This is a genomic window from Mycobacterium sp. ACS4331 (assembly GCF_001667265.1).
Classification (GTDB): Bacteria; Actinomycetota; Actinomycetes; order Mycobacteriales; family Mycobacteriaceae; genus Mycobacterium.
In genome coordinates this window covers 1-26,403 of record NZ_LZHW01000053.1, presented here as the reverse complement: position 1 = coordinate 26,403, position 26,403 = coordinate 1, and the positions used below count along the sequence as shown (strand labels likewise).

Annotated in this window: 27 protein-coding genes; 19 read left to right on the top strand and 8 right to left on the bottom strand. The window is 66.1% G+C overall.

Features of this window, described 5'->3' with window-relative positions; translation table 11 throughout:
• The first annotated feature begins 164 nt into the window (after positions 1 to 164).
• From A5727_RS12855 to A5727_RS12815, 9 genes are all read left to right on the top strand, one after another.
• A complete protein-coding gene (locus A5727_RS12855) occupies positions 165 to 1,358 on the top strand; it encodes a cytochrome P450 (RefSeq protein WP_068249611.1) in 1,194 nt (397 codons plus the stop codon).
• Positions 1,358 to 2,545: an acyl-CoA dehydrogenase family protein gene (locus A5727_RS12850; RefSeq protein WP_068249609.1), complete on the top strand. Its 1,188-nt coding sequence runs from the start codon at positions 1,358 to 1,360 to the stop codon at positions 2,543 to 2,545. The genes A5727_RS12855 and A5727_RS12850 overlap by 1 nt, the downstream gene beginning before the upstream one ends.
• Before the next feature lie 13 nt (positions 2,546 to 2,558).
• Positions 2,559 to 3,104, top strand: a complete 546-nt coding sequence (locus A5727_RS12845; protein WP_068249607.1) for an FAS1-like dehydratase domain-containing protein — start codon at positions 2,559 to 2,561, stop codon at positions 3,102 to 3,104.
• Positions 3,104 to 3,517, top strand: coding sequence for a Zn-ribbon domain-containing OB-fold protein (locus A5727_RS12840; RefSeq protein WP_068249604.1), 414 nt, complete (start codon positions 3,104 to 3,106; stop codon positions 3,515 to 3,517). Before A5727_RS12845 ends, A5727_RS12840 begins: the two co-directional genes overlap by 1 nt.
• Before the next feature lie 16 nt (positions 3,518 to 3,533).
• The gene (locus A5727_RS12835) at positions 3,534 to 4,643 is read left to right on the top strand and encodes an acyl-CoA dehydrogenase family protein (RefSeq protein ID WP_068249602.1); all 1,110 of its coding nucleotides are present in this window, start codon (positions 3,534 to 3,536) and stop codon (positions 4,641 to 4,643) included.
• On the top strand, positions 4,640 to 5,092 hold the full coding sequence (locus tag A5727_RS12830; protein ID WP_068249601.1) for a MaoC/PaaZ C-terminal domain-containing protein: 453 nt from the start codon (positions 4,640 to 4,642) through the stop codon (positions 5,090 to 5,092). The genes A5727_RS12835 and A5727_RS12830 overlap by 4 nt, the downstream gene beginning before the upstream one ends.
• Positions 5,089 to 6,255: a lipid-transfer protein gene (locus A5727_RS12825; protein WP_068249599.1), complete on the top strand. Its 1,167-nt coding sequence runs from the start codon at positions 5,089 to 5,091 to the stop codon at positions 6,253 to 6,255. Before A5727_RS12830 ends, A5727_RS12825 begins: the two co-directional genes overlap by 4 nt.
• Before the next feature lie 70 nt (positions 6,256 to 6,325).
• Positions 6,326 to 6,928: a TetR/AcrR family transcriptional regulator gene (locus tag A5727_RS12820; RefSeq protein WP_068249597.1), complete on the top strand. Its 603-nt coding sequence runs from the start codon at positions 6,326 to 6,328 to the stop codon at positions 6,926 to 6,928.
• Between the two features lie 147 nt (positions 6,929 to 7,075).
• Complete coding sequence (locus tag A5727_RS12815) at positions 7,076 to 7,534, top strand: hypothetical protein (protein WP_068249595.1); 459 nt, start codon at positions 7,076 to 7,078, stop codon at positions 7,532 to 7,534.
• Here A5727_RS12815 and A5727_RS12810 read toward each other — a convergent pair.
• Positions 7,527 to 8,759 carry a cytochrome P450 gene (locus A5727_RS12810; protein WP_068249593.1) on the bottom strand — a complete coding sequence of 411 codons (1,233 nt, stop codon included), beginning with the start codon at positions 8,757 to 8,759 and terminating at the stop codon, positions 7,527 to 7,529. The genes A5727_RS12815 and A5727_RS12810 overlap by 8 nt on opposite strands.
• The gene (locus tag A5727_RS12805) at positions 8,756 to 9,988 is read right to left on the bottom strand and encodes a CaiB/BaiF CoA transferase family protein (protein ID WP_068249592.1); all 1,233 of its coding nucleotides are present in this window, start codon (positions 9,986 to 9,988) and stop codon (positions 8,756 to 8,758) included. Before A5727_RS12805 ends, A5727_RS12810 begins: the two co-directional genes overlap by 4 nt.
• 210 nt (positions 9,989 to 10,198) lie before the next feature.
• On the opposite strand from A5727_RS12805, the gene A5727_RS12800 reads away from it, so the two are divergent.
• Together A5727_RS12800 and A5727_RS12795 are read left to right on the top strand one after the other, a co-directional pair.
• Positions 10,199 to 11,836: a class I adenylate-forming enzyme family protein gene (locus A5727_RS12800; protein ID WP_068249590.1), complete on the top strand. Its 1,638-nt coding sequence runs from the start codon at positions 10,199 to 10,201 to the stop codon at positions 11,834 to 11,836.
• Positions 11,837 to 11,863: 27 nt separating this feature from the next.
• Positions 11,864 to 12,667, top strand: a complete 804-nt coding sequence (locus A5727_RS12795) for an SDR family NAD(P)-dependent oxidoreductase (RefSeq protein WP_068249588.1) — start codon at positions 11,864 to 11,866, stop codon at positions 12,665 to 12,667.
• A 3-nt stretch (positions 12,668 to 12,670) separates the two neighbouring features.
• Here A5727_RS12795 and A5727_RS12790 read toward each other — a convergent pair whose 3' ends face one another.
• From A5727_RS12790 to A5727_RS12780, 3 genes are read right to left on the bottom strand one after another with little or no spacing between them, the layout of a single operon-like run.
• Complete coding sequence (locus A5727_RS12790; RefSeq protein WP_068249586.1) at positions 12,671 to 13,510, bottom strand: SDR family oxidoreductase; 840 nt, start codon at positions 13,508 to 13,510, stop codon at positions 12,671 to 12,673.
• A 9-nt stretch (positions 13,511 to 13,519) separates the two neighbouring features.
• Entirely contained in the window at positions 13,520 to 14,569 is a 1,050-nt protein-coding gene (locus A5727_RS12785) for an NAD(P)H-dependent amine dehydrogenase family protein (RefSeq protein ID WP_068249584.1), read from the bottom strand.
• Positions 14,570 to 14,578: 9 nt separating this feature from the next.
• Entirely contained in the window at positions 14,579 to 15,805 is a 1,227-nt protein-coding gene (locus tag A5727_RS12780; RefSeq protein ID WP_068249582.1) for a cytochrome P450, read from the bottom strand.
• A 124-nt stretch (positions 15,806 to 15,929) separates the two neighbouring features.
• Here A5727_RS12780 and A5727_RS12775 point away from each other — a divergent pair, with 124 nt between their 5' ends.
• A complete protein-coding gene (locus A5727_RS12775) occupies positions 15,930 to 17,018 on the top strand; it encodes an NAD(P)H-dependent amine dehydrogenase family protein (protein WP_068249580.1) in 1,089 nt (362 codons plus the stop codon).
• Here the strand turns inward: A5727_RS12775 and A5727_RS12770 are convergent.
• A complete protein-coding gene (locus tag A5727_RS12770; RefSeq protein WP_068249578.1) occupies positions 16,995 to 18,134 on the bottom strand; it encodes an ABC transporter substrate-binding protein in 1,140 nt (379 codons plus the stop codon). The two genes, A5727_RS12775 and A5727_RS12770, sit on opposite strands and share 24 nt — an antisense overlap.
• A gap of 40 nt (positions 18,135 to 18,174) precedes the next feature.
• On the opposite strand from A5727_RS12770, the gene A5727_RS12765 reads away from it, so the two are divergent.
• From A5727_RS12765 to A5727_RS12750, 4 genes are all read left to right on the top strand, one after another.
• Entirely contained in the window at positions 18,175 to 18,807 is a 633-nt protein-coding gene (locus A5727_RS12765) for a TetR/AcrR family transcriptional regulator (RefSeq protein WP_068249627.1), read from the top strand.
• 115 nt (positions 18,808 to 18,922) lie between these two features.
• Positions 18,923 to 19,711 (top strand): SDR family oxidoreductase, encoded by a 789-nt coding sequence (locus A5727_RS12760; protein ID WP_068249576.1) that lies wholly within the window; start codon positions 18,923 to 18,925, stop codon positions 19,709 to 19,711.
• Between the two features lie 43 nt (positions 19,712 to 19,754).
• A complete protein-coding gene (locus A5727_RS12755; RefSeq protein ID WP_068249575.1) occupies positions 19,755 to 21,206 on the top strand; it encodes an aldehyde dehydrogenase family protein in 1,452 nt (483 codons plus the stop codon).
• A 30-nt stretch (positions 21,207 to 21,236) separates the two neighbouring features.
• Positions 21,237 to 22,406, top strand: a complete 1,170-nt coding sequence (locus tag A5727_RS12750; RefSeq protein ID WP_068249573.1) for an NDMA-dependent alcohol dehydrogenase — start codon at positions 21,237 to 21,239, stop codon at positions 22,404 to 22,406.
• Here the strand turns inward: A5727_RS12750 and A5727_RS12745 are convergent.
• Complete coding sequence (locus tag A5727_RS12745; protein ID WP_502687679.1) at positions 22,403 to 23,272, bottom strand: EamA family transporter; 870 nt, start codon at positions 23,270 to 23,272, stop codon at positions 22,403 to 22,405. The two genes, A5727_RS12750 and A5727_RS12745, sit on opposite strands and share 4 nt — an antisense overlap.
• Before the next feature lie 83 nt (positions 23,273 to 23,355).
• Here A5727_RS12745 and A5727_RS12740 point away from each other — a divergent pair, with 83 nt between their 5' ends.
• On the top strand, positions 23,356 to 24,294 hold the full coding sequence (locus tag A5727_RS12740; protein WP_068249569.1) for a LysR family transcriptional regulator: 939 nt from the start codon (positions 23,356 to 23,358) through the stop codon (positions 24,292 to 24,294).
• A 77-nt stretch (positions 24,295 to 24,371) separates the two neighbouring features.
• Positions 24,372 to 24,950 (top strand): TetR family transcriptional regulator, encoded by a 579-nt coding sequence (locus A5727_RS12735; protein ID WP_068249567.1) that lies wholly within the window; start codon positions 24,372 to 24,374, stop codon positions 24,948 to 24,950.
• Between the two features lie 97 nt (positions 24,951 to 25,047).
• On the opposite strand, the gene A5727_RS12730 is transcribed toward A5727_RS12735, so the two are convergent.
• A complete protein-coding gene (locus tag A5727_RS12730) occupies positions 25,048 to 25,308 on the bottom strand; it encodes a hypothetical protein (RefSeq protein ID WP_157521360.1) in 261 nt (86 codons plus the stop codon).
• A gap of 362 nt (positions 25,309 to 25,670) precedes the next feature.
• Between A5727_RS12730 and A5727_RS12725 the strand changes: the two genes are divergently transcribed.
• Positions 25,671 to 26,403 (top strand): ABC transporter ATP-binding protein (locus A5727_RS12725; protein WP_157521359.1); only part of this gene is annotated, 733 nt, incomplete at its 3' end.

The window sequence follows — 26,403 nt, the reverse complement described above, 5'->3', positions numbered from 1 at the left end:
TGTGTGTACACCTGTCGTATCCGAGGCGTCAATGGCTATGCCCATCTAGCTGCTCAAATGATGATTGACAGTGCGACAGGGGTCCGGTAGACACTGAACTTGTCGTACACCTGGGTCTGATCTGTCCGATCAGTCCATCCCCGAAGGTGTCGAGGAAGGCCGCGATGCCCACCACCACCGTCCCGTTGCATTCACCGGACTTCTATGCCGGCGACCCGTTCCCGGCCTACCGGGAGCTTCGTGAGACCACCCCGGTGGTCTGGAACGAGGTCACACAGTTCTGGGCGCTGCTCAAGTACGAGGACATCCGGTTCGTCTCGGGACACCCCACGCTGTTCTCCTCGACGCGCGGCATCACCATTCCCGATCCCACTCAGCCCGAACCCGTCCAAGAGGGCAATCTGATCTTCACCGACCCGCCCCGCCACCGTCAGCTGCGAAAGCTGATCAACTCGGGTTTCACGCGGCGCCAGGTCACGCTGCTGGAGCCCAAGGTCCGCGAGATCGTCAAGGGGATCGTCGACGGCGTCAACCCGTCTCGGGTCTACGAGTTCGCCGAGGAGATCGCCGCTCCCCTGCCGACCCGGATCATCGCCGAGATGCTCGGCGCGCCAGCCGAAGACTGGGAACGGTTCCGCACCTGGTCCGATGCCGCGGTCGGAACAGCTGACCCCGAGATCGAAATGGACCACCTGGCCGCCCTCGGCGAACTCTACGAGTACTTCACGTCCCTCATCGCCGATCGACGATCGGGAGCCGTCGACGGTCGCGATGACATCTTGACGATCCTGGCCAATGCCGAGGTGGACGGCGAGCGGCTCAGCGATGAGGACCTGCTGAACTTCTCCTTCCTGCTGTTGGTGGCAGGAAATGAGACCACCAGAAACCTGATCGCTCTGGGCACACTCGCGTTGATCGAGCATCCCGAGCAGTTCGCTCTGCTCCGCTCCAATCCGGCGCTGCTGCCCAGCGCCATCGAGGAGATGCTGCGTTACACCAGCCCCGTCACCCACATGGCGCGCAGTGTCACCGAGGACGTCGAGATCCGTGGGCAGCGGCTGAAGGCCGGCGACACCGTGGTCATGCTCTACGGAGCGGCCAACCGCGACAGGGACATCTTCGGCGACTCCGCCGAGGAGTTCGACATCACCCGTAACCCCAACCCGCACATCGCCTTCGGCGCGGGTGAACACGCCTGCCTCGGTGCCCAACTGGCTCGTCTCGAAGCCCAGGTCATGTTCGAGGTGCTGTTGGGCACCTATCCCTCGATTGAGCTCGCCGGCGATGTGACGCGTCTGCGCGCGACCATGGTCCCGGGAGTCAAGAAGATGCCGGTCCGACTGAACGCAGGAATCTGATGGATTTCGACTACACCCCCGAACAACAGCAGCTGCGTCTTCAGTATCGCGAACGCCTGGAGGCGGTCATGACACCGCAGCGGCGCGCGGCGGTCGCGGGACTCATGGAGGGCGGCGAGTCCGTGTCGGAGTGCAGGCGTGCACTCGGTGCGGCCGGACTCCTCGGCGTCGCATGGCCCAAGGAGTACGGCGGAAGCGGGCTCACCGCATTGGAGCAGTACATCTTCAACGAAGAGGCGCGCCGAGTGCACGCGCCGCTTCCGATGATCACGCTGAACACGGTGGGCCCCACTCTCATCCAGTACGGCACCGAGGCGCAGAAGAATGAGTTTCTGCCTGCGATACTGCGGGGCGAGATCGATTTCGCCATTGGATACTCCGAGCCCGGAGCGGGCAGTGACCTCGCGTCGTTGCGGACCACGGCCGTGCGTGTCGGCGACGAGTACGTCATCAACGGTTCGAAGATGTTCACCAGCGGAGCGGAGTACGCCGACTACATCTGGCTCGCGGCACGCACCGACCCGGAGTCCAAGAAACACAAGGGAATCACGGTTTTCATCGTTCCCACCTCCGCCCCGGGATTCTCCTGGAAGCCACTGCACACCATGCCGGGGGTCTCGACGTATTACACCTTCTACGACGACGTCCGCGTCCCGGCCTCGGCCGTCGTGCTCGGTGAGAACCAGGGCTGGACGCTGGTCACCAATCAGTTGAATCTCGAACGCGCCGCCCTGGGCAACCTGGGGGCGTTGGAGCCGCTGTTCCAGAAGACACTCGACTGGGCACGATCGACCCCGCTCGACGGCGGTCGGGTGATCGACCAGCCCTGGGTTCAGCACGCGCTGGCCAGAGTCGAGGCTCAGGTCGCGGCATATCGCCTGCTCAATCTCCGGGTCAATGCCGAAATGAGCTCCGGCGCAGTCGGTATGGGCCAGGCATCGGCGGCGAAGGTGTTCGGCACCGAACTCACCCAGCAGGTGGCTCGCGAGCTGCTCGACGTGGTGGGCGCCGCCGGCGCCCGCAAGGGCCGCGATGCGCCGCTGGGTGGCGAGTTGGAGAGCGCCTACCGCCTCGCGGTGATCAACACCTTCGGCGGCGGTGCCAACGAACTGCAACGCGACATCATCGCGATGGCCGGTCTCGGCCTGCCCCGCGCACCACGCGACACCCGAGCCACAGCGTCCTGATCTGAGGAGAATCATGACAGACACGAAAGACGAGCTGCGAGAGCGTCTCGACGCACTGATCGGCCAGCCGATCAGTCCCGACCAGCCGGTCAAGGCCCCGGATCCGGTGAATGCCGCGATGATCAGGCATTGGGCCTATGCGCTGGACGACCTCAATCCCGCCTACCTCGACCCGGAGTTCGCCGCGGCGTCGCGACACGGCGCACTGGTGTCGCCTCCGGTGATGCTGCAGTCATGGACCATGGCTCCCCCGAAGCTCGTCGGCATCCACGAACGCGGCGGGGTTCCGGTGGAGATCAAGGCGAATCCGCTCCAGTTCCTCACCGATGCCGGGTACACCGGCACTGTCGCGACGAACTCCGAGTTCGAGATCGAGCGTTACCCGCGGGTGGGTGACGAGATCACGGCAGAGACGGTGTTCGAGACCATCTCCGACGAGAAGAAGACCGCAATGGGTGCCGGTTACTTCGTCACGTGGGTGACCACCTACCGTGACCAGCACGGTGAGGTGATCGGCCGGCAGCGGTTCCGGACCCTGCGATTCAAGACGGGAAGCTGATGGCCGCCAGACTCGCCCCATCGATCAGTCCCGACACCGCGTTCTTCTGGGACGGGCTCAAGGACCGGAAGCTGCTCATCCAGCGGTGTGCAGACTGCGGAACGCTGCGCGTTCCGCCACGCCCCATGTGCGGGAAATGCCAGTCACTGAACTGGGATTCGGTGGAGTCGAGCGGGCGCGGCACGGTCTACAGCTTCGTCATGCCCAAGTACCCCCCGCTGCCGTTCCTCCAGTACTCGTACGTGGTGGCCCTGATCGACCTCGAGGAGGGCGTGCGAATCGTGTCGAACCTCTGCGGCGTCGACCCCGAGGCCGTCGAGAACGGCATGCCCGTCGAAGTGTTCTACGAGACGTTCGAGTCCATCACCGACAACACAGAGCTTGTGCTGCATCAATTCCGCCCGGCGAACTGACGAACGGACGACGAACATGGACTTCTCGTTCAGCGAGGAACAGGAGACGGTCGGCAAGGTCGCGCGTGAGTTGTTCGAGCACCACGCCACCCCCGAACGTCTGACGGAGGTCGAAGCTGGTGGGCTGCGCCACGACGGGTCGTTGTGGAGCGATCTGGCCGACGCTGACCTGCTCGGGGTGGGGCTTCCTGAGTCGGTGGGTGGCAGCGGAGGTGGCTTCCTCGAGGTCGCGACGCTCCTCACCGAGGCGGGACGGTCCGTGGCACCGGTGCCGGTCCACGCGACGCTGGTGCTGGGTGCCGACACCATCGCGCGCCACGGTGACGAGGATCAGAGGCGACGCCATCTGCCCTCCGTGGTGGCCGGGCAGACCGTCCTGACTGCGGCGCTGTCCGAACCGGGCAACTCCGATCCGACCGCGCCGCGCACCACCGCACAGCGTGACGGTGACGTCTGGCGCCTGGAGGGACCCAAGGAACTCGTACCCGCGGCCCAGCTGGCCGCGACGCTCGTCGTGTCGGCACGCGATGAGAACGGCCCGGGCCTGTTCCTCGTCGAATCCACCGCGCCCGGAGTGCGACTCGAGGCGGTCGACACCACCAACGGGGAGCCCTATGCCGATGTCGATCTCGTCGGCGCCCCCGCGCAGAGGCTGGGCGATGGGGATGGGGCCGAGGCCGTGCGGTCGTTGTACAGCCGCGCGCTCGTCGGTCTGTGCGCCCTTCAGCTGGGGGTGACCGAGCGGGCACTGTCGCTGGCCGCGGCCTACACCGCCCAACGTGAACAGTTCGGCAGGCCGATCGGATCGTTTCAGGCCGTGCAGCAGCGGATGGCCGATGCGTTCATCGACGTCGAGGCGATCCGGTGGACGACCTGGCATGCCGCGTGGCTCATCGCCCAGGGCAGACCCGCTGATCGGGACGCCGCGATCGCCAAGTTCTGGGCCGCGGAGGCCGGCGCCCGGGTGGTGGCCACTGCACAGCAGGTGCACGGCGGTATGGGCATCGACGTCACCTATCCCTTGTCCCGCTACTTCCTGTGGGCCAAGCAGATCGAACTGTCCCTCGGGTCGGCGACCCAGCAACTGGTCCGCCTCGGCGGCACCTACTCGGAAGGAGTCCGATGACCACCACGCTGAGAAGCCGGACGACACTGGCATGGAACACAGTCTCCGTCGGGCAGGAGGTCACTCCGCTGGACGTGCCTGTGACGACGACGTTGATTGTGGCCGGCGCCATCGCCTCTCGCGACTACATGCCGGTGCACCACGATCGCGACTTCGCGAACTCACAGGGCTCCAAGGACATCTTCCTCAACATCCTGACCACCAACGGGCTGTGCGTGAAGTTCCTGCACGACTGGGCCGGTCCCGAGGCGCTCATCCGGAAACTGTCGATCCGACTCGGCGTCCCCGCCTATCCGAATGATCCGCTGCGCTTCACCGGCACTGTGACATCCACCTCGACGGTGGGCTCCGAGGGGCTGGTCGAGGTCACCTTCAAGGGCACGAACAGCCTGGGCGACCATGTCAGCGGCACCGCCGTGCTGAGTCTGCTCGACGGGGTCACCGGATGAGCGGGCTGGCCGGGCGCGCGGCGTTGGTCGGGATCGGCCAGACCGAGTTCTCCAAGGAGTCCGGGCGCAGCGAGATGCAGTTGGCGTGCGAAGCGGTCAAGGCCGCAATCGAGGACGCCGGACTGCGGCCCAGCGACGTCGACGGCATGGTGACCTTCACGGTCGACGAGAACGAGGAGATCGAGGTCGCCCGCAACGTGGGCATCGAGAACCTCTCCTTCTTCACGCGTGTCCCGCACGGCGGCGGTGCCGCGGCCGGCACCGTGATGCAGGCGGCGATGGCCGTGGCCACGGGTGTGGCCGAGGTGGTGGTCTGCTATCGCGCGTTCAACGAACGGTCGGGGTTCCGGTTCGGCGGTGCCGGTCGGCAGCCCGGGGTGACCCCACTGTGGATGGCGCCGTATGCGCCGTTCGGGCTGATGACCCCCGCCAGCTGGGTCGCCCTGCACGCCCAGCGCTACATGAACGCCTACGGTGTCACCAACGCCGACTTCGGCAAGATCGCCGTCATCGACCGTTTGCATGCGGCGCGGAATCCGGATGCGTGGTTCTTCGGCAAGCCGATCACCCTTGAGCAGCACCAGCAGTCGCGGTGGATCGTCGAGCCCGTCCTGCGCCTCCTGGACTGCTGCCAGGAGAGCGACGGCGGCGTGGCCATGGTTGTCACCTCCGTCGAGCGGGCGCGCGATCTGCCGCAGCGACCGGCCGTCATCACCGCTGCAGCGCAGGGCGCCGCCTATGACGGCGAGGTGATGACGAGCTACTACCGAGAGGACATCACGGGTCTGCCCGAGATGGGGCTGGTCGGCGACCGGTTGTGGCGGGACTCCGGCCTCAAACCGATGGACATCTCGACGGCCTTCCTCTATGACCACTTCACCCCGTTCGTCTTCACCCAGTTGGAGGAGCTCGGCTTCTGCGGCCGCGGTGAGGCCAAGGATTTCGTCTCAGTCGACGATCTGTCGTTGGGAGGCCGCATGCCGATCAACACCAACGGAGGTCTGCTCGGTGAGGCTTACATCCACGGTCTCAACGGCATCACCGAAGGTGTGCGCCAGGTTCGTGGGACCTCGCACAACCAGGTCGACGATGTCGAGCACGTGCTGGTCACCTCGGGCACCGGCGTACCCACCAGTGGCCTCATCCTCTCACCGGACCACTGAGGATATTCTCAGCGGCGATGGCCGCCCGGCCCCTGACCTCCGGGCCAGCCGAGCAGAGAGGTGGCCGAGCATGACGCAGGAGACGGACGTCGACACCCGAGAGGCGATCATCTCGGCCGCCTTCCTGTGTTTTCGCACCCAGGGACTCCGCAAGACCACCATTGTCGACATCGCGCGGGCCGCCGAGGTCTCGCGGAGCACCTTCTACGAGTACTTCAAGGACAAGGAATCCGTGGTGGAGGCCTGCGCGGAGGCTGCGTCCCAGCGGTTCTACCGGAACATGGCCAAGGCGATCGATCGAGACGGTGGCAGCACTCTGGAGGGCCGACTGGTGCGCGCCGCGGTGTTTGTGACCCAGGCTCGCCAGGTGGTCGAGCCGGAGGCGTATTTCGATCAGCGCGAAGTCAGCTTGATGATGACGAAGAACGCCGCCACGCTGCTTCAGGAGTGCGGCGATTTCCTCACACCGTACATCGCGGCCGCGCGGCTCACCGGTGAGGTCCGCAGCGACCTCGACATCGGCACTGCCACCGAGTGGTTCGCCCGGATGCTGTTCTCGCTCTTCACCACTCCGTCGCCGAGGGTCGACATGAAAGATGACGAGGCAGTCGCCGACTTCGTTCGTCCATATGTCGTCAACGGATTCATTGAAAGCCGAGCCCGCCGCCGGTAGACCCAACACGCAGCGAGTATGGACATTCTCATATTTGGAAGCGATCATTATCACATGAGTCTTCCGAGTGGGGTTCAGTCCGTGAGTCCGTGGTCGGCCGCCCCGAGCGTGCGTCCGAGGGCCGGTGCAGGACGGCACCGTCTCGCGGTGCTGGCGACGGATATCGCCGACGCGGTGACGGGAGCGGGCGGGCTGATCTTCGATCATGCCAGCACAGGCTGGACCGTGACCGTCCACCTCGAAGACGGCGATGACGAACTCCCCCTGCACATTCTGGGTGTGCGCGCCGGTGTCCGCGCTGATCTTCTGGACGCGTCAGAACCAGACCTCGAGGCCGTCTTCGTCTCGGCCGAGCTGATGGCGAGCAATGCCCGCGTGCGCAGGCACTGGGCTTCGGCGGGCCGCCGCGGTGGCATTCAGGTGGCGGTGTGGGGTGCCGAATGGCCGATGGCCCCCGCATCCGCCCAGGGCCTGGTCGAGCACCCGCTCAGCGTTGCGGCGCGGGCATTCAAGCGCCACGCCCTCATCGCCGCCGGGGTCGGCACCGCACCGGCCGCGCTGGAGTGCTTCCACACCGACGCGCGCAACGGCGGCCGATTCAGCTGACCCTGACCACCGGCACATTGGCGTAACCGCAGACGTTGGACATCGCGACTCGGCGCAGACCGTCGCGGTCGACCTCGAACCGTGGGAGCACTTTCGTCAGCGCCTCCAGCGCGATACGGCTCTCCATACGCGCCAGCGCGGCACCAAGACAACTGTGCACTCCATAACCGAACGCGAGGTTGAATCCCATCCTGCGCTCCCGCTCAATGTCGAGCCGGTCGGGGTCGGCGAAGATCCGCTCGTCCCGAGTGGCGGACCCGGTCACCAGCAGAACCGCGGCGCCCTCGGGAATCGTGGCGCCGTGCAGGCTGACATCGCGCGTCGCGGTGCGGACCTGGTACTGCGAAGGCGGTTCGTAGCGCAGAAGCTCCTCGACGGCCGCGGTGACCAGGGCGGGCTTCTCACGCAGTTTTCGCCATTGGTCGGGAAAATCCGCGAAGGCGACCATCGCGTTGCCGATCAGCTTGGTCACGGTTTCGGCGCCGGCACCTCCGAGCATCGTGGCGAACCCGGTGATGTCGATGTCGGAGAGTTTCTCGATCCCGCCGTCGCGCTCCACCTCGGTCTCGATGAGCCGGCTGATCATGTCGTCCTGGGGTTGGGCGCGCCGTTGCCGCACGAGGTTGTAGTAATAAACCCCGGTGTTCACCGAGGCCTCGTAACCCTCTGGCGTGGTGGCGATTTCACCCGGATGCCGCTCAAGCAGCAGATCCAGCCACCGTCGAATCTGGTCTCGATCCTCCTTCGGCACACCCAGCATGGTGGTGATGACCTCGTTGGGGAACAGTGCTGAGAAGTCCGCGACGAGATCGAACCCGGCGGGATCGAGTGCCTCGATGCGCTCCGAGATCTTCTCGCGCACCATGGACTCCAACGAGGCGATCGCGCGCGGGGTGAAAACGCTGCTCACCAGTTTGCGCATCTTCTGGTGCTCCGGCGGGTCCATCGAGATGATCACCTTGGGCACCGGAATGGCATTGTCATGTGCTTTGACCATGTCCAGGGTCGCACCCTTGGCCGATGAGTACGTCTCGTGGTCCCTGGTCGCCGTGGCGACATCGTCGTAGCGCGTCAGCGCCCAGAAGTCCCACTTGGCGTTGTGATAGACCGGCGCCTCGTCGCGCAGCCTCCGGTACGTGCCGTAGGCACCGTCGAAGAAGTCCGACGAGAAGGGGTCGAACTCGACGGGACCGCCCGTGACCGCCGATGGCGCCGGCGTACTCACAGAATCGCCCCAGAGGCCTTGTACGCCTCGATGCTGTCCCAATCGAAACCGGCGTCGGCCAACACCTCTTCGGTGTGCTGGCCATGCTCGGGTGCCCCGGGCGGAACCACGTGCTGTTCATCGAACTGCACGGGATTGGTGGGCAGGGAGAAGCCGGCGCCGTTCATGGTCGTCGTCTCGGCGATGTAGCCGTTGGCGACCACAGCCTCGTCGGCGCTCAGTTCTGCGGGTGTCTGCACCACTCCCCAGGCGCCGGACAACCCCGCAAGCTGTTTTCGCCACTCCGAGAGCGTGCGCGCCGCGAACACCTCATCCATCATCGAGATCAACATCGACCTGTTCTCGAACCGCGACGCCGGCGTGCTGAACCTCGGGTCGTCCAGCACCTGTGGCAGACCGATCGCAGTCATGGCCTCAGCGAAGAATTTGTCCAGTTGGAGCATCATCAGCTGGACGTGCCGACCATCCTTGGTGCGGTAGGTCCCCACCAGCGGGTTCGGGGCATCGGCGTGGCCGAACTTCGGGACGGCGCTGCCGCCGTGGATTTCACCCACCGCGACATCCGGGCTCAGATTCCACGCGGCCAGCCCGAGCAGGGAGACGTCCACCACCGAGCCCTTTCCCGTCGTCGCCTTCCGGTACAGGGCCGCGGCGATGCCACCGGCTATCGTCATGCCGCCCAGCAGGTCACCGAACGCCGGCCGGGAGCGCACCAACTCGTCGGCCCCTTCGGTCAGGGCGGTGGCGATCCCGCCCCGCGCCCAGTAGGAGACGCCGTCGTAGCCCGGCTTGTCTGCGTCCGGCCCCTTGGGCCCGTGACCGGAGCCACGCACATAGACGATGGAGGGGTTCACGGCGCGAATGTCGTCGACGTCGATCCGCATCCTCCTGCGGCGGTTCGGCAGGTAGCTCGTCAGGAAGACGTCGCACGTCTGGGCGAGCTTGTGCACGACCTCCTGACCACCCTCGGTGAGCAGGTCCACACCGATGGACTTCTTGCCGCGATTGGGGATCTCGATCATGTAGTTGACCGAACCGCCGCCCTCGTCGACGATGCCCATCGTCACCAGACCACGCTGCGGGTCCCCGCCAGCGCGAGGCTCCACCTTGATGACCTCGGCGCCCCATTCGGCCAGAACGGCTCCCGCCGAGGGGACGAAAGTCCAGGCGGCCACCTCCAGGACACGGACACCGCTGAGCACCTTGTCGACGGAAATGATCGCCTCCAACTCTTCGCCGCGTGCGGAGCGCCGGCTGGAAATGGTCACAACCCATTGCGGCAACACCTGTATGCACCTGCGAGAATGTCACCTCCGCCTACTTTTGTAAACCCTGAGCCACAACGAGAATGCCTGTTCTCATCCGGCCGGATTGCCACTATCCTGCATGGACGACACCCTGCACCGCGCAGCGCCACCGAATGCGAGGCGACGAAGGCCATGCCCTCACCGGACATCACTCCGACGGTCCCCACCCTGTTGCGGAACGCGGTGCGCTTCGGCGAGAAGCCCTTTCTGATCGCGGATGGGCAGGAACTGACCTACGCCGATCTGGACACGCGCTCCGCATCGGTGGCACGACGACTTCTGGCCGCGGGCTTGGGCAAGGGCGACCACGTCGGCATCCTGATGGTCAACAGTGTCGAGTGGGCCCTGGTCTGGTTCGCTGTGACGCGGATCGGGGCTGTGGCGGTACCGCTCAACACCTTCCACCAAGCCGCAGAACTGGCCTGGGCGGCCCGACATGCCGACCTGAAGGCCATCGTCACGGCGCGGAGCTTTCGCAACCACGACTTTCTTCGGCGGCTCGAGGATGCACTCCCCGGACTCGCCGACCAGAAGTCGCCGGGTGGCATCGTCGTGCGCGGCGCTCCGTATCTGCGCACGGTCGCGGTGTGGAACGGTGACGGCCGGCCCTGGGTGACGCGGGTGTCCGATGACGCGTCCGGCACCGCCGAGTACGCCGGGATCGACCTGTTGGCCGAGGTCGAGGCGTGCGTCACTCCTGGTGACGAGGCGATGATCATCTACACCTCAGGCAGCACCGGAGACCCGAAGGCCCCGGTGCACACCCACGGCACCCTCGTGCGGCACACCTACAACCTGACATTCCTCTACGTCGTCACAGAGGATGATGTGCTGTTCACGTCCATGCCCTTCTTCTGGGTCGGCGGACTGATCACGGGCCTGCATGCGGTTCTGCACCACGGGGCGACGCTTGTCACTCAACCGGCGTTCGACGCGGCCGACGCGCTCGAACTCATCGAGAAACACCGCGCGACGATCGCACTCGGCTGGCCCCAGCAGGGGAAGACACTGGCCGCGCACCCGGACTTCGCCCGCCGCGATCTCAGTTCCGTGCGACGTACCAGCATGCCGGCGATGGTGCCCACCGACCGTCAGCCCACCGGGCCGAGTTCCTTGGGCATGACGGAGCTGTGCGGCAACCACATCGGTGTGGATCCCTATCTCGCGCAATCCGTGGACCGGGGCGAGACCGGCGGGTGGTCGATCGAGGGCCTCGAACACATCATCGTCGACCCGGAGACCGGCCTTCCCGTCCCTGTCGGAGTACCCGGTGAGATCGCGGTCCGCGGATGCTCGCTGATGCAGCGCATGCACCGGAAGGAACGAGAGGACGTCTTCACACCAGACGGCTTCTATCGCACCGGAGACTGCGGAGTACAGGCGGCGGATGGCTGGATCACCTTCACCGGCAGGCTTGGCGACCTCATCAAGACGAGCGGCGGGACCAACGTCACCCCGACCGAAGTCGAACTCGCCCTGAGTGATTGTCCCGGTGTCCTCGAGTCCTACGTGGTGGGTGTCGAAGACCGTGAACTCGGCGTGGTGGTCGCGGCCGCCGTCGTGCCGCGGCCGGGCACAACGCTGGACGGTGAGGAACTGCGCTCCCAGTTGCGCACCACGTTGTCGGCGTACAAGGTGCCGAAGTTCATCTGGATCACGGCCAAGGAGGCCCTGCCGTTCACGCCGACAGGCAAGATCAGACGATCCGATCTGGCCGAACAGCTCCGGGACCTGCACGAGCGCCGGTTGATCAGCGGTGCGGGTTCGTGACAACCCTTTGAAGACGGGAGAGAACGCGTGGATCTTGGACTCGCGGGCGCGCACGCCGCGGTGACCGGCGGCAGTAAGGGCATGGGGCTGGCCATCGCCAAGTGCCTGGCCGGCGACGGTGCCGCGGTGGCGATCATGGCCCGGGGGCGTGACGCCCTGGAGGCGGCCGCCGGTGAGATCCGCGCGGCGGGGGCACCCGAGGTGCTCACCGTTGAGGTCGATATGGCTGTGCCCGAATCGATCTCGTCCGCATTCGACCGCGTGCGGGATCAGTGGGGACAGCTGAACGTCCTGGTGCACACGGTCGGTCCCGGTGCCGGGACCTTCGAAGAACTCGACGACGACGACTGGCACGCGGCCTTCGATCTGGGCACCATGTCCGCAGTGCGTGCGGTCCGGGCGGCACTGCCCATGCTCCGCGCCGCCGAATGGGCCCGCATCGTGACGTTGTCTGCGCATTCGATCCAGCGGCAGAGCCCGCGACTGGTCGCCTACACCGCGAGCAAGGCCGCGCTGTCGAGTTTCACCAAGAACCTGTCCAAACACCTGGGCCCAGAGGGCATTCTGGTCAACTGTGTCTGTCCGGGCACCATCGTGACCGCCAGTTTCACCGAAACCCTCAGGGACGTCCTCGGCGCCGACGGTCTGGATTCGGCCGACCCGCACGACGTGATGACCTGGGTGGAGCGGACGTTCGGCCACCCCTGCGACATCGGCCGTGCGGGATTGCCCGACGAGATCGCCTCAGCGACGACCTACCTGGCATCGCGGCGCAACAGCTATGTGACGGGCGCGACGGTCAACGTCGACGGTGGATCCGACTTCATCTGATCGTCAACTATTCTTCGCGATCAGTTCGGTGTCCTGCGCCCACTGCGCCTCATGGCGACCCATGGTCATCGCGCCGTTCCATCCGCCGTCGGTCCAGAGCACCTCTCCCCCGACGTAACTCATTCGCGGACTGCCCAGGCACACCAGCGGCCAGGCCTGCTCCTCGGGCTTCGAGTACCGTCCGACCGGACCGACCGCCTGGTCGACGGTCTCCTTGCCCATGAGGTCCTGGAACGCCGGCATCATCGCGGTCTCGGTGGGACCGGGATTGATGCAGTTGATGCGGATGCCGCGCCTGCCCAACTCGGGATACCACCAGCCCACCCACGCGTCGATGACGTACTTCGAGTACGCGTACCCACTCCAGGACCATGTCTTCTCGTTGGCCTCGAGCCACTGCACCGCGCCGGCGAACCCCGTCGTCTCCAACAGTCCGGTGATGACCTTGATGTGGTTCTGCCAGCCGATCGCCGCCGACGAGGAGATCACGCTGATGGATGAACCGCTGGGCATCTTGGGCACCAGCTGCTCCGCCAGATGGCGCGCGCCGACGAAGTTCACCAGGATGGTGTCCCACTCGCTGAACGGCGGTCCGGGCAGGCCCGCGCAACTGAAGAGCCCGTCGACCGGGCCGTCGATGGCGGCCGCGACCTCCTCGATGCTGGCGGCGTCACGCAGGTCGATCTGATGGCTCTGGGCGACCGGTACGGTCGTCGGCTTGATGTCGAGTGCGGTGACGACGGCGCCGAGGTCGACGAGAATCCGCGCGGTCGCCTCCCCCATGCCGGACGCGGCGCCGGTGACGACGACGGACTTCCCCTCGTAACCGAGAACATCATCCATGGTTTCTCCTCACGCTGTGGGACTGTGGGTGGCGACCACGGGTGCGATGGTCGACAGGTCATAGAGGCCTGGGTCGGCGGCGAGCACTGCGGGGATGGCGTTGATCGCATGCATCGCCGTCGCGAGACAGCCCTGTTCCGCGTGATCCTCGCCGTGCTCTCCGATGACCAGGTGCAGTCGCATGCTCGGCGGACCGGCCAATTCCAGGTGGTATCCGATCTCGCGGGGCCACTCGGGGGCAAGATCGTCCGCCATCCGGGTGAGATGCTCGACGGCCAGAGTCGTGTCACCACAGTCCACCTCGACCCCGAAGCGCATCGCGGCGACCGTGCCGGCGGGGATGTCGCCCGCGGCCACGCGCAGCGGTCGCGGTGTGGTGGCCACCTCCCGATAGCCCTGCACGGCAGTGATCTTCAGGCCGAGCGCCGCGGCGATCACGGTGGCGCTGCCGATCCATGCGGCCGCCGCATACTGAGGGTCTATCAGCAGGGGCGTGGTGTCCTCGGGCAGATGCCCGAAGCCCATCGCATTGAAGATCAGATCGTGGCTGGCGTAGGTCGAATAGTTGAGCACCTCACGCACCGTGATCCGGCCGGTGGACTGTGTCAGTCGAGACAGGACCGGGACCAGTGACTCGCCCACGAATCCCGGGAACAGGCCGAGGCCGAGGAACGAGGTCCCGCCTGCCCGACAGGCGGTTTCGATATCGGCCGCGAGTTGTTCGTGCAGGGATCGTGGATGGATGAACCGGCTTCCGGTCGCCACCACGTTCTTGCCCGAGGCGAGAAGATCACACACGTCGGCGAAACACCCCGGCGTGTCCGTCTCGACCTTGCCCATATAGAGCACCACGTCAGCGTCGGTGGCGAGCAGCACGTTCCGGTCATCGGTGGCGATGACTCCGGTGTCGGGCAGGCCGACGAGACTGCCTGCGTCGACGCCCACCTTCGCCGGGTCGTAAACCCGCACACCCACGAGCGTCAAGTCCGGCCGGCCGATGACATGCCGCAGGGACATGCTGCCGGTGACACCGGTTGCCCACTGGATCACGCGCGTCATGCGAACTCCTCAGTCCCAGACCACGTCGAGTCGCGGTGGTGAGCGGAACATCGTTCCCGAGACGTAGGGCGGCGGCGCGTCCGGGTCGAGCCGCAGACCAGGCAGCTCATCGAGAAGCGCAGTGAAGATCTTGGTGGTCTCCAGGCGGGCCAGGTGCATGCCCAGGCACACGTGTGCACCGTGCGCGAATCCGATGTGAGGTCTGCGGTCCCGGAAGATGTCGAACTTCTCCGGTTGATCCCAACGGGATTCGTCGTGATTGGCGCTGCCCAGGCTGAGCATCATCGTGGCACCCTTCGGGATCGCGATCCCGCACATCTCGGTGTCGCGCGTCACCTCGCGCATGAAGTTGAGAAGGGGTGTCTCCCAGCGGATACCCTCCTCGATCGCCTGCGGTAGGAGGCTGCGGTCTTTCCGAACCGCCTCGAGCTGGCGGGGATGTGTCAGCAGGGCGAGAGCCAGGCTCGCGGTCGATCTCGACGTCGTCTCGGCACCGGCCGGCAGGAGATTGCGCATGAATCCGTAGATCTGCTCATCCGACATTCGGACGCCGTTGACCTCCGCCGCGGCCAGAATCGACACCATGTCGTCCCGGGGGGTCGCTCGCCGGTCGGCGAGGATTCCGACGAAGTACTCCTTCATCTCTGCGGATGCCGCCATCGCCCGATCCATGTCGCCGCGAAAACCCAACAGGTCGATGGCCAGTCGGTGGAAGTACAGGACATCCTCGTCGGGCAGTCCGAGCAGAGCCGCGATCACCCGCACCGGGATGGGCATGAACACCGCGTCCACCAGATCCGCGCGCTTGGCATCCTTGAACCTGGCGATCGTGCTGTGCACGAGCGGACCGACGAGCTCGGAGTCCCAGCGCCGCATGGAGGACCGCGCGAAGGCGAACTCGTGGAGTCTTCGGTACACCGCGTGCTCGGGTTCCTGCATCTCCAGGATGGTCGGCCCCTGCAGTGGTCGCACCACGTCTTCGTAGCACCGCGTGCTGAAGGTGGCGTTGTCGGTGAAGATCGCCTTGACGGCGTCGAACGTGTAGGCCGTGAAGATCGAGGAACTCGCCTGGACACCCATCTCGGGCCACCCGGGATGAATCGGCGCCTGCGAGCGGAGTTCCTTCAGCAACGGATACGGCGAAGCGTCACCCTGGGCCCCCATGCCTTCGTTGAATCGCTGCTGAGCGTCCCGGATGTCGCGTTCGAGTTCTTCGACGGTCGCCGGGTCCCCCATCTGTCGGCTCCTCACTCCGGCCACACCAACTTCAACATACACACTGGTGGTTGCAAACATACATCATGTAGGTTGGGCGCGGAAAGCATTCCACCGGCGCGAAAGCATAACCAGGAGCGATCGATTGGCAATCCGAGCCGTTCAGTGGGCCACCGGTGCCGTGGGCCGCGCCGCGCTCGCCGAGCTCATTGAGAATCCAGATTTCCAACTTGTCGGGGTTTTGGTCTATGACCAGGCGAAGTCCGGCAGGGACGCCGGCGAGTTGTGCGGACTCCCGCCCACCACGGGCGTCCTGGCGACCACCGACAAAGCCGAGATCATGGCGCTGCGTCCGGACATCGTCATCCATGCCGCGAGTAAGGCGCATGCGGTCGAGACCAACGCCGAGGACATCTGCGCGCTGCTCGCCGCGGGAATCAACGTCATCAGCACCACGTCCTACAACCACCTGCCCACCTACGGCCCGGAGACCGAAGCGGCGTTCCGTCAGGCGTGCCAGGCGGGGGGAACACGGTTCCATGCTGCGGGCGAGAACCCGGGCTTCATGTTCGAGCGACTGATCGCGACGGTCACGGGGTTGAGCAGGTCGGTGGACCGAATCGACCTGTACGAGTCCACCGATGTGTCGGCCGTGGCCAGCCGCCCCATGCTCATCGACCTGATGGGGATGGGACGGCCACCGGAGGACGTCACCGTCGACTCCCCCATCATCAAGAAACTCGACATGGCCTATCGCCAGGCGCTGAACGCGACGGCCGACGTGCTGGGTGTCGAACTGAGCACCATCGACATCTCCGTCGACGCGACCACGCTCACGCGAGACCTCGAGGTGGCAGCGGGCACGATCGCGGCAGGAACCGTTGTCGGACAGAGATTCTCGTGGACCGGACACTGGTCTGGACGCCCGCTGCTGGCGATTCACGAGGAATGGGTGCTCACCCGCGACCTTCCGCAGTGGGGACTCAAGCCGCTGGCCCCGGGGCAGCGCGCCCCGCTGATCCGGGCCGTGATCAAGGGCATGCCCAGCTTCGAACTGAACCTCGACGTCGGGTGGGACGGTGAACTGCCGACGACACAGCACGCGGCACCGGGACACCTCATGATCGCGATGAGCGCGATTCGTGCGGTGCCCGACGTCCTGGCCAGTCCACCGGGCGTCGTGACCGCACCCGTGTTCGGTGCGCTGCGGTTAGCCGGAACCGGCGAGCTCTGAGATGTGCGCGCTGGGCGCCGCATGGAAGACGTGCGCGCTGGCGTCGGGCAGGACGCGCCGCGCCACCAGGTAGTCGACCCCCATCCAGCCCTGCCGGATGAAACGCCCGAACCGCAGGCACGTGCCCGGTGCCCCGCTGGCGCTCGGCACCAACTTGATGTCCTCCATCGCGGCCTTCACCCCGGCACCGGTCAGGGGACGCGCGCCGGCCAGTCCCAGGACGATGACGGTCGCGACATCACGGCACAGGCCCGGCATGAAATAGTCTCGCCGCCTTCCGTAGCGGGCTTCGAAGCGCGCAAGGAAGGCCTGGCCCACCGGGTTCCGCTCGTCGTAGCTGTCCAGCCCGATCCATCCCGCCAGCTGCCGGAACCATTCCGCGCTGATGTGCGCCATCTCGAAGGCCGTGGTCGTGTACCGCGGCGGATCCCAGCCGGCGGCGGCCAACGCATCGTTGAACCCCCACAGGCCGTGCCCGAAACCGACGTGCACGACGGCGTCGGGATCGGCGGCCCGCAGGCGCGCGACGGCGTCCACCTTGTCGGTCTCGACCTGCGGAATCGGCACCGTGGTGACGACGCTCAACCCGGCGTCGGCATAGGCCCGTTCGGCGTGGGCCAGGTACTCCTTGCCGATCAGCGACCCCTCGTAGGCGATGGCGATGCGGCGATGACCGTCCCCACAGAGGATGGCGGCCAGCATCCGGCCCTCCTCGGGCATCGACCCGTTGTTGAGCGCGAACGTCCACTCGCCCAGCGCTCCCTCAGAGCCGGACAGAATGATGTTGGGCACCTTGCCGACCCGGTCGGCGTGAGCGCCCAACGGCACCGCGTTGTCGGAGACATAGGGGCCGAAGATGGCCAGGCACCCCTCGTCGACAAGCTCGTCGTAGGCCCGCTCGACGGCATGGTAGGTGCCGTTGGGCAGGCCGATCACATCCCGCTGCACCAGTTCGATCGGGCGGTCGACCACGCCCGCGGCGACCGCTTCGTCGAACACCATGCGAATGGCGTCGACCGTGTCGTTGTCAACGTCGGCCCGAGTCGGATAGTCGTTGAGCAAACCGACTTTCAGGGGAGCCACCGAGCCGTACGCACGAATCTCCGCCGCTGCCATACCAGCAACCTACAACATGAATGTTGATAGCATGGCCCACATGGCGAAGAGGGGTGGCACCGACACCGACCGGCGGGCGCGCGGTGACCAGACCCGCCGCGATCTCGTGGACGCGGGTCGCCGGCTGTTCATGGAGAAGGGATTCTTCGGCACCAGCGTCGGGGATCTCGTGGCGCGCTCGGGCGTGGGCACCCGCGGCGCGTTCTACCACCACTTCAAGGACAAGGCTGAACTCTTCCAGGAGGTCTTCACGGAGGTCGAGCGGGATCTCACCCTGCGCTCGATCGCCGCGCCGCCACCCGGCTCCGACTCGTGGGAGAGGCTCACCACCGGCCTGCACAGCTTCCTCGACGCCGCCCTCGAGCCCGAGGTGCAACGCATCATGCTGCTGGACGGGCCAGTGGTTCTCGGCTGGCAGACGCTGCGGTCGATCCAGGAGGGCAACAGCCTCGCGATGATCGATTCGGTCGTCGCGGACGCGATGCGCGACGGCATCATCGACACACAGCCGGTGGCCGAACTGACCCACATGCTGGTCGCCGCGCTCGAGGAGGCCGCCCTGCTGGTGGCGCACTCCGCCGAACCCGAGCATGCCCGGGAGCGGGCCGCGCAGATTCTCGATCACTTTCTGTCCGGATTCGCGCGCCGAGACCGAAAATCCCAGCACCGCTGAGAGTTAACAGCAGCGCGTGAATGTTCTCCCCGATGTGAAAATGTAGATTTCCAATTTCGCGAACCAGGTATTCCACGTCTGATAGCGTCGCTCTCACAGCCTAAGGAGACAGCGAATGCAGGCCGAGAACGCACTGCGCGTGGCGGTGGTGGGGGCATCAGCGGGACTAGGTCGGTGCATCGGCATGAGTCTGGCGGGCAAGGGCGCGCAGGTCGCGTTTCTCGCCCGCCGCCACGACCGACTGGTCAACGCCGCCCGCGAGGCCGGAAACGGATCCATCGCAGTGGTCTGCGACGTCACCGACGCCGACTCGTGTCAGCGTGCGATCACCGAGGTCGTTGATGCGTTCGGCGGTCTTGACGCCCTGGTCTACACCACCGGCATGGGAATTCTGGCCTCGCTCGACGAGGTCACCGCCGACCAGTGGGCGCAACTGTTCGCCACCAACGTCACCGGAGCCTCCCTGGTGACGGCCGCGGCGGTGAAGCATCTCGCCGATGCCACAGGAACCGCCCTGTATCTGTCCTCGCTCAGCGCGTCCTACACGACGCCGTGGCCGATGCTCGGCGCCTATGCCGTCAGCAAGGCGGCCTTGGACAAGCTGGTCGAGGCCTGGCGCATCGAGCAGCCCGGCATCGGTTTCACCCAGCTGGCGGTCGGAGACAGCTTCGGTGGTTCGGGGGATTCCCAGACCGAGTTCAACAAGAACTGGGACCCGAAGGCCCTGGACTCGGCGATCCGCTTCTGGATGGAAGAGGGCTACATGCTGGGCGGGCTGGTCGACGCCGACCACCTCGCCGATGTCGTGTTCGCCGTACTGCGCTGCGGCAAGAGCAGTTTCATCCCCCACCTCACCCTGGCGCCCCGGCCGTCAGAGTCGGTGAAGGAACTCCGTCAATGGTGAAGGACTGCATGTGACGAAAGCCAACGCGGCTCACGAAACCCGTATGCTGATCGACGGCAAGCTCGTCGACGCCGAGACCGGCGGGCAGTTCCAGAACATCAATCCCGCGACCGAGGAGGTGCTCGGCGGAGCCGCCGACGGCACCCGTGCGGACATGGAGCGCGCCGTGGCCGCGGCCCGGCACGCCTTCGACCACACCGACTGGCCTCGTGATGGTGCGGCTCGAGCCGAAGGGCTGCGCCAGCTGCAGGCGGCGCTGGAGGCCGAGCGCGAGGACATCCGAGGTGAACTCGTCGCCGAGGTCGGATGCCCGGTGCTCACCACATATGGGCCGCAGCTCGACGTCCCGCTCAACGAAGCGCTCACCTGGCCCGCGGACATGATCAGCCAATTCGCTTGGACGCGTTCACTTCCCGACAAGGATGCGTTCGGCATGGGTACACCCGCCACGCGCGAGGTGTGGAAGGAACCGATCGGTGTCGTCGGGGTGGTGACGCCGTGGAACTTCCCCTTTGAGATCATCCTCAACAAGATCGGCCCCATCCTGGCGATGGGCAACACGATGGTGCTCAAACCCGCTCCCGACACACCGTGGAACGCCACCCGCATCGGACGGATCATCGCCGAGAAGACCGACATCCCGCCCGGTGTGATCAACATCGTCACCTCGTCGGACCACCTGGTGGGTGAAGTCCTTTCGACCTCACCCCTGGTGGACATGATCGCCTTCACCGGTTCCACCGCGACCGGGCGCAGGATCATGCGGGCGGCCGCCGACACCGTGAAACCAACCTTTCTCGAATTGGGCGGAAAATCGGTGTATCTGGTGCTTGACGAGGACGGCGACATCAGCGGGGCCGTGGGCGGGAGCGCCTTCATCTCGATGCACGCCGGTCAGGGCTGCGCGATGCCCACCCGCCTCCTGGTCCCCCACTCCCGCTACGACGAAGCTGTCGAGATCGTCACGGCCGCGATGAAGAAGAACCGGTACGGCGATCCCACCGATCCGTCCGTGTTGCAGGGCCCGCAGGTTTCGAAACGCCAGCAGGACCGGGTTCTCGGCTACATCGAGACCGGCAGGCGCGAGGGGGCCCGGGTCGTCACCGGTGGTGGTGTGCCCAAGGATGTCGACCGGGGTTACTTCGTCGAACCGACGGTCTTCGCCGACGTGGACAGTCGGATGACCATCGCGCAGGAGGAGATCTTCGGGCCGGTGTTGTCGGTCATCGGGTTCCGGGACGACGACGACGCGGTGCGCATCGCCAACGACTCCATCTACGGGCTGTCGGGGGTGCTCTTCAGCGCCGATCTCGACCGGGCGAAATCGGTCGCCGCGCGCATCCGCACCGGAACGCTGGGCATCAATGGCGGCCTGTGGTACGGCGCTGACGCCCCCTTCGGTGGTTACAAGCAGTCCGGTGTGGGCCGTCAGTGCGGCATCGAGGGTTTGGAGATCTTCACGGAGACAAAGACTGTCGGCTGGCCCGCGGCTTGATCTCTGCGCAGACAGAGAAGGGAGACTGCGATGAAATCCAGGGCGGCTGTCCTGCGAGGGGTTGGGATCGACTGGGAAGTGACCGAAGTGGACCTCGATCCGCCCGCGGCGGGCGAGGTGCTGGTGCGAATGGCCTACGCCGGCATCTGCCACTCCGACGAGCACTTCTACACCGGCGACAGCGTCCCCAGCGCGGACATGGAGGCCATGATGCGGGCCGCGGGCGTCGCGGTTCCGGAGTGGTTTCCGATGCTGGGCGGCCACGAGGGCTCCGGCATCGTCGAATCCGTGGGCCCAGAGGTCCACTCGCTCAAACCCGGTGACCATGTGGCGATTTCGTTCTTCCCTGCCTGCGGGAGCTGCCGGTGGTGCGTCACCGGCCACACCTACCTGTGTGATGTCGGTGCCGACATCTACAACAAGGAGATGACCACCGACGGCACCCGACGTCGCCACCTCGGCGATGAGGACCTGATGGCCATGATGCAGGTGGGCACGTTCTCGGAGTACGTCGTCGCCTCCGAGCGATCGCTGGTCAAAGTGCACGACTGGATCTCGCTCGAGGCCGCGTCGCTGGTGTCCTGCGGCGTGACGACCGGATTCGGGTCCGGTTCGGTGGCCGCAGGCACCGAGGTGGGCGACACCGTGGTGGTGGTGGGCGTGGGTGGGATCGGCATGAACGCGGTCCAGGGTGCGAAGGCCGCGGGCGCAAAGCACATCGTGGCGGTGGATCCCAACGAGTTCAAACGGCAGATCGCACCGACGTTCGGCGCGACGCATACGGCCGCCGACGCGGCTTCGGCCGTCGACCTGGTCAAGGAACTGACCTGGGGCGTGATGGCGGATCGGGTGGTGCTGACCCCGGGAGTGGTTCCACCAGACCTCGTCATGGTGGCGATGATGCTGCTGCGGAAGGGCGGGACCTGCGTGTTGACGGGGATGGCGAAGGTGTCGGACATGATGATTCCGCTGATCCTGCCCGACATGGTCAGTTCCTGTAAGACGCTGAAGGGCGTGCTCTACGGCGAGATGAATCCGCGCGAGGCGATGCCCCGGCTGTTGGCCATGTACGAAGCGGGAACGCTGAAGCTGGACGAGTTGGTCACGCAGAGATACAAATTGGACGACATCAACGAGGCGATGCGGGATCTGCGCGCCGGCAGGAACATTCGCGGAGTCATCGAGTTCGACGCGGGCTAACAGCCCGCCTCGGCGGGGACGGGAGCGGGCCTGGCGCCCGTGCGCGCGGCACCGATTCCCGCGGCCACCACGAATCCGATGCCGAGGATCGCCGTCGGGCCGGGGATCTGCGCCAGGACGAGCAGTCCGATGAGCATCGCAGCGGCCGGCTCGAGGCTCATCAGGGTTCCGAACGCCGCGGTGGTCAGGCGGCGCAGGGCGACGAGTTCGAGGATGAACGGTACGACCGGCAGCAGCAGTGCGAGTGCCGCACCGAACAGGAACAGCTCGGGAGTGAACGATCCGATCACCGAGTGGCCGACTGTGGCGGTGGCGACCAGGCCGGCGACGGGCATCGACACGGCCAATGCGGTGATACCGGTCACGGCGTCGCCGGCACGCTGAGTCAGCAGGATGTAACCGGCCCAGCAGGCCGCGGCGGCGATCGCGAACAGCACGCCGGCGGTGTCGACGTCGCCCGTCCACGGTTCGGTCAGCAGCACCACCCCGACCGCGGCGAGGGCGGGCCAGACGATTCGGCGTGCGCCCGAGCCGGTGGCCACGGCCACCCCCAGCGGCCCCAGGAACTCCAACGCACTCGCGGTGCCCAATGGGATGCGCGCCGCGGCTGCCATGAACAGCAGCGTCACTGCCGCGGTCACCACGCCGAGCAGCACACAGACGAGGAAACTCCGGCGGGTGAACGCCGATGCTCTGGGCCGGACGATCACCAGCAGGATCAGCCCGGCCCAGACGAGCCGGAGCCACCCCGCACCTTCGGCGCCGATCCGATCGATCAGGGACACCGAGATGGCCAGGCCCAGTTGGACGCACAGCATGGAGGCCACGGCCATGACGGCTCCGGTGCGGGCTGGATGCGGTGTCACTCCTGCATTGAAACCTGCGGTTATTGTCCCCGTCCACGTGATAATTCCGGACATAACGTTCGGAAGTGCTGAACAATGGGCGGATGGACCCGCGTCGTCTGCGTCTGCTGCTCGCGCTGTCTCGGCTGGGATCGATGCGTGCGGTCGCCGACTCGGTCGGCATGTCCACCTCGACCGTGTCGCAGCAGATCGCCGCCCTGGCCGCCGAGGCGGGGACCGCGCTCATCGAACCCGAGGGCCGCCGGGTGCGGCTGACTCCGGCGGGGCGGCGGCTCGCCGACCATGCCGTCGGCATCCTGGCAGCTCTGGACGCCGCACGCGCCGATCTCGATCCGCGTTCCGACCCGTTCGGGGTCGTCCGAGTGGGCGGGTTCGCCACCGGTGTCCGGGTGGCGCTGCTGCCGGTGCTGGCGGAGATCGCCGAGACGAATCCGGGTGTGCGAGCCACCATCAGCGAGTTCGAACCGCTTGAGGCGTTTCGCCTGCTCGTCGACGACAGCCTCGACCTGGCCCTGGCCTACGACTACAACCTTGCCCCCGCGGCAGCAGATCCCGTCCTGGAGTTCGCTTCACTGTGGACCACGCCGTGGGGGCTGGCCGTGCCGGGCCGGGCCCCGGAGTCCGTCGATCTGCGGGCCTACGCCGATGCGTCCTGGATCGTGAACTCGCGCAACACCGCCGACGAGGAGGCCGTACGGATCCTGGCGTCATTGGCCGGATTCCAGCCGCGCATCACCCACCAGATCGACAGCCTCGACCTGGTCGAGGACCTGGTGTCGGCGGGCTATGGCGTCGGGCTGCTGCCGCTGCACCGGCCGGCCCGACCGGGCATCACGGTCCTGCCGCTGCCCGCACCGGGCGTGGAGATGACGGCATACGCCGTGACTCGGCGTGGGCGGAGCACCTGGCCGCCACTGCGACTGATTCTGGATCGACTGCAGGACAAGGCATCCGGAGGGGCAACACGACTGGCTCTGTGGCCGAGGTCGGCGGTGCCCGGATCAGCGGCTGTTCAGATGTAGCGACCGCCGTTGACGCTGACCGTAATGTCACGATGCCGTCTCTCCCCCGTCGCGCTCACATGCGGAACAATCCAGAGATGTCCGATATCGCTGGCGGCAGCCTGCGAGAACGTAAGAAGCAGCGGACGCGTGAAGCTGTCCGGGCTGCGGCGTTCCGTCTGTTCGAGGAGAACGGCTACGCGGCCACGACCGTCGACCAGATCGCGCAGGCCGCCGACGTCTCCGCTCGGACCTTCTTCCGATATTTCCCCAACAAAGCGTCCGTGCTGATCCCCGACCACATGATGGGGCCGATCATCGACCTCTTCCTGGCCGCGCCGCCCGAGGTGCCGCCGATCACCGCGTACCGCGAGGCGTTGACCCGGGTTTTCGGCGAGATGAGCACCCAGTACTGGCGCGAGGAGGTGGAACGCCAGCGGCTTCTCTATTCACTGCCCGAGGCGGCCGGTGCCCTGTACAACCAGTACCTCACCGTGATCGAGGCGATCACGTGTGCCCTCGCGACCCGATTGAACCTGCCTGCCGACGACCGTCGGCTGCGGATCACCGCGGGCGCCGTCACCGGCGTCATGATGGCAGTCCTGCACGGTGAACCCATGTCGCCCGACGCGCTCGATGCGGGTCTGCGGTTCCTGGAGGACGGCCTCCCGCTGTGACAAAAGGGTGCTACAAGAGGGCGAACAGGCGCAGAATCGCACTATGAGGGGCCGGTCACGGCGATTCTGCGCCTGCTCTGGTGTCAGGCTGTTCGGGTCAGCCGATGTCGCCGTTCTCACTGCCGGAGTTGCCGGGCACGCCAGGATCCTCAGGTTCGATCGTCGGGGGCGTGTACACCGTGGTCGGGGTGACCTCCTCCGAAGTGCTCGTCGTGGCCTCCCCGCCGGGGGTCGGGTCCTCACTGCCGAAGTTCTGCGCCGCGGATCCGGTCGCGACCGCGACCGAAGCCGCCGCGACACCGGCACCGATGCCGACCGCAGCCGCGAACCGCCGAGCGCGTTGTCGATGGAGTTTCATGACGTGCTCACCTCCGAGTGGTTCGATATCTGTGAACTGGTCGTGCACTCTGACGGCTACCCGGATGCCTCGAGGACTAACCGGTGATTGCGTTCCGATGTGAGGGAGGTTGGATGGCTGCTGTTGCGTTCATCATCCGTAGGCCCCAAAATCAACAGATTCCATTGCGAAGATGAAAAATCGTGACGGAATCGGTTGCGATGACCCTGCGAATGGGTGATTGTTAACCGAATGCATCACCTGCGTTGGTCCGGGGGGGACGTAACCGCACACGAGGAGGCTCTGTCCTGACCGAGATCGGCACGACAGCCACAGAACAGCACACCGACCCTTCGGGTGGTCGAACCACGACGGGTCCGGCCGTGATCGAGATCGACCACGTCTTCAAGCGGTTCGACGACTACGTCGCGGTCGATGACGCCGACTTCTCCATCGGAGCCGGGGAGTTCTTCTCCATGCTCGGCCCGTCGGGATGCGGCAAGACCACGACGCTGCGCATGATCGCCGGGTTCGAGACCCCGACCGAAGGGGCCATCCGCCTCGAGGGCCGGGACGTCTCCCGCATGCCACCCCACAAACGCAACGTCAACACGGTTTTCCAGCACTATGCGCTGTTCCCGCACATGACGGTGTGGGACAACGTCGCCTACGGTCCGCGAAGCCAGAAGCTCGACAAGACCAAGGGCAAGGGCGAGGTCAAGCGGCGTGTCGACGAGCTCATCGAGGTGGTCCGCCTCACCGACTTCGCGCAGCGCAAGCCCGGCCAGTTGTCGGGCGGTCAGCAGCAGCGCGTCGCGCTGGCCCGCGCCCTGGTCAACTACCCCAGCGCGCTGCTTCTGGATGAGCCTCTGGGCGCCCTCGACCTCAAACTGCGCCACGTCATGCAGTTCGAACTCAAGCGCATCCAACGGGAACTGGGCATCACGTTCGTCTACGTGACCCATGACCAGGAGGAGGCGTTGACGATGAGCGACCGCATTGCTGTCATGAATGCCGGCAAGGTCGAGCAGATCGGGTCCCCCACCGAGATCTATGACAAGCCCGCCACGGTTTTCGTCGCGAGCTTCATCGGCCAGGCCAACCTGTGGCACGGGC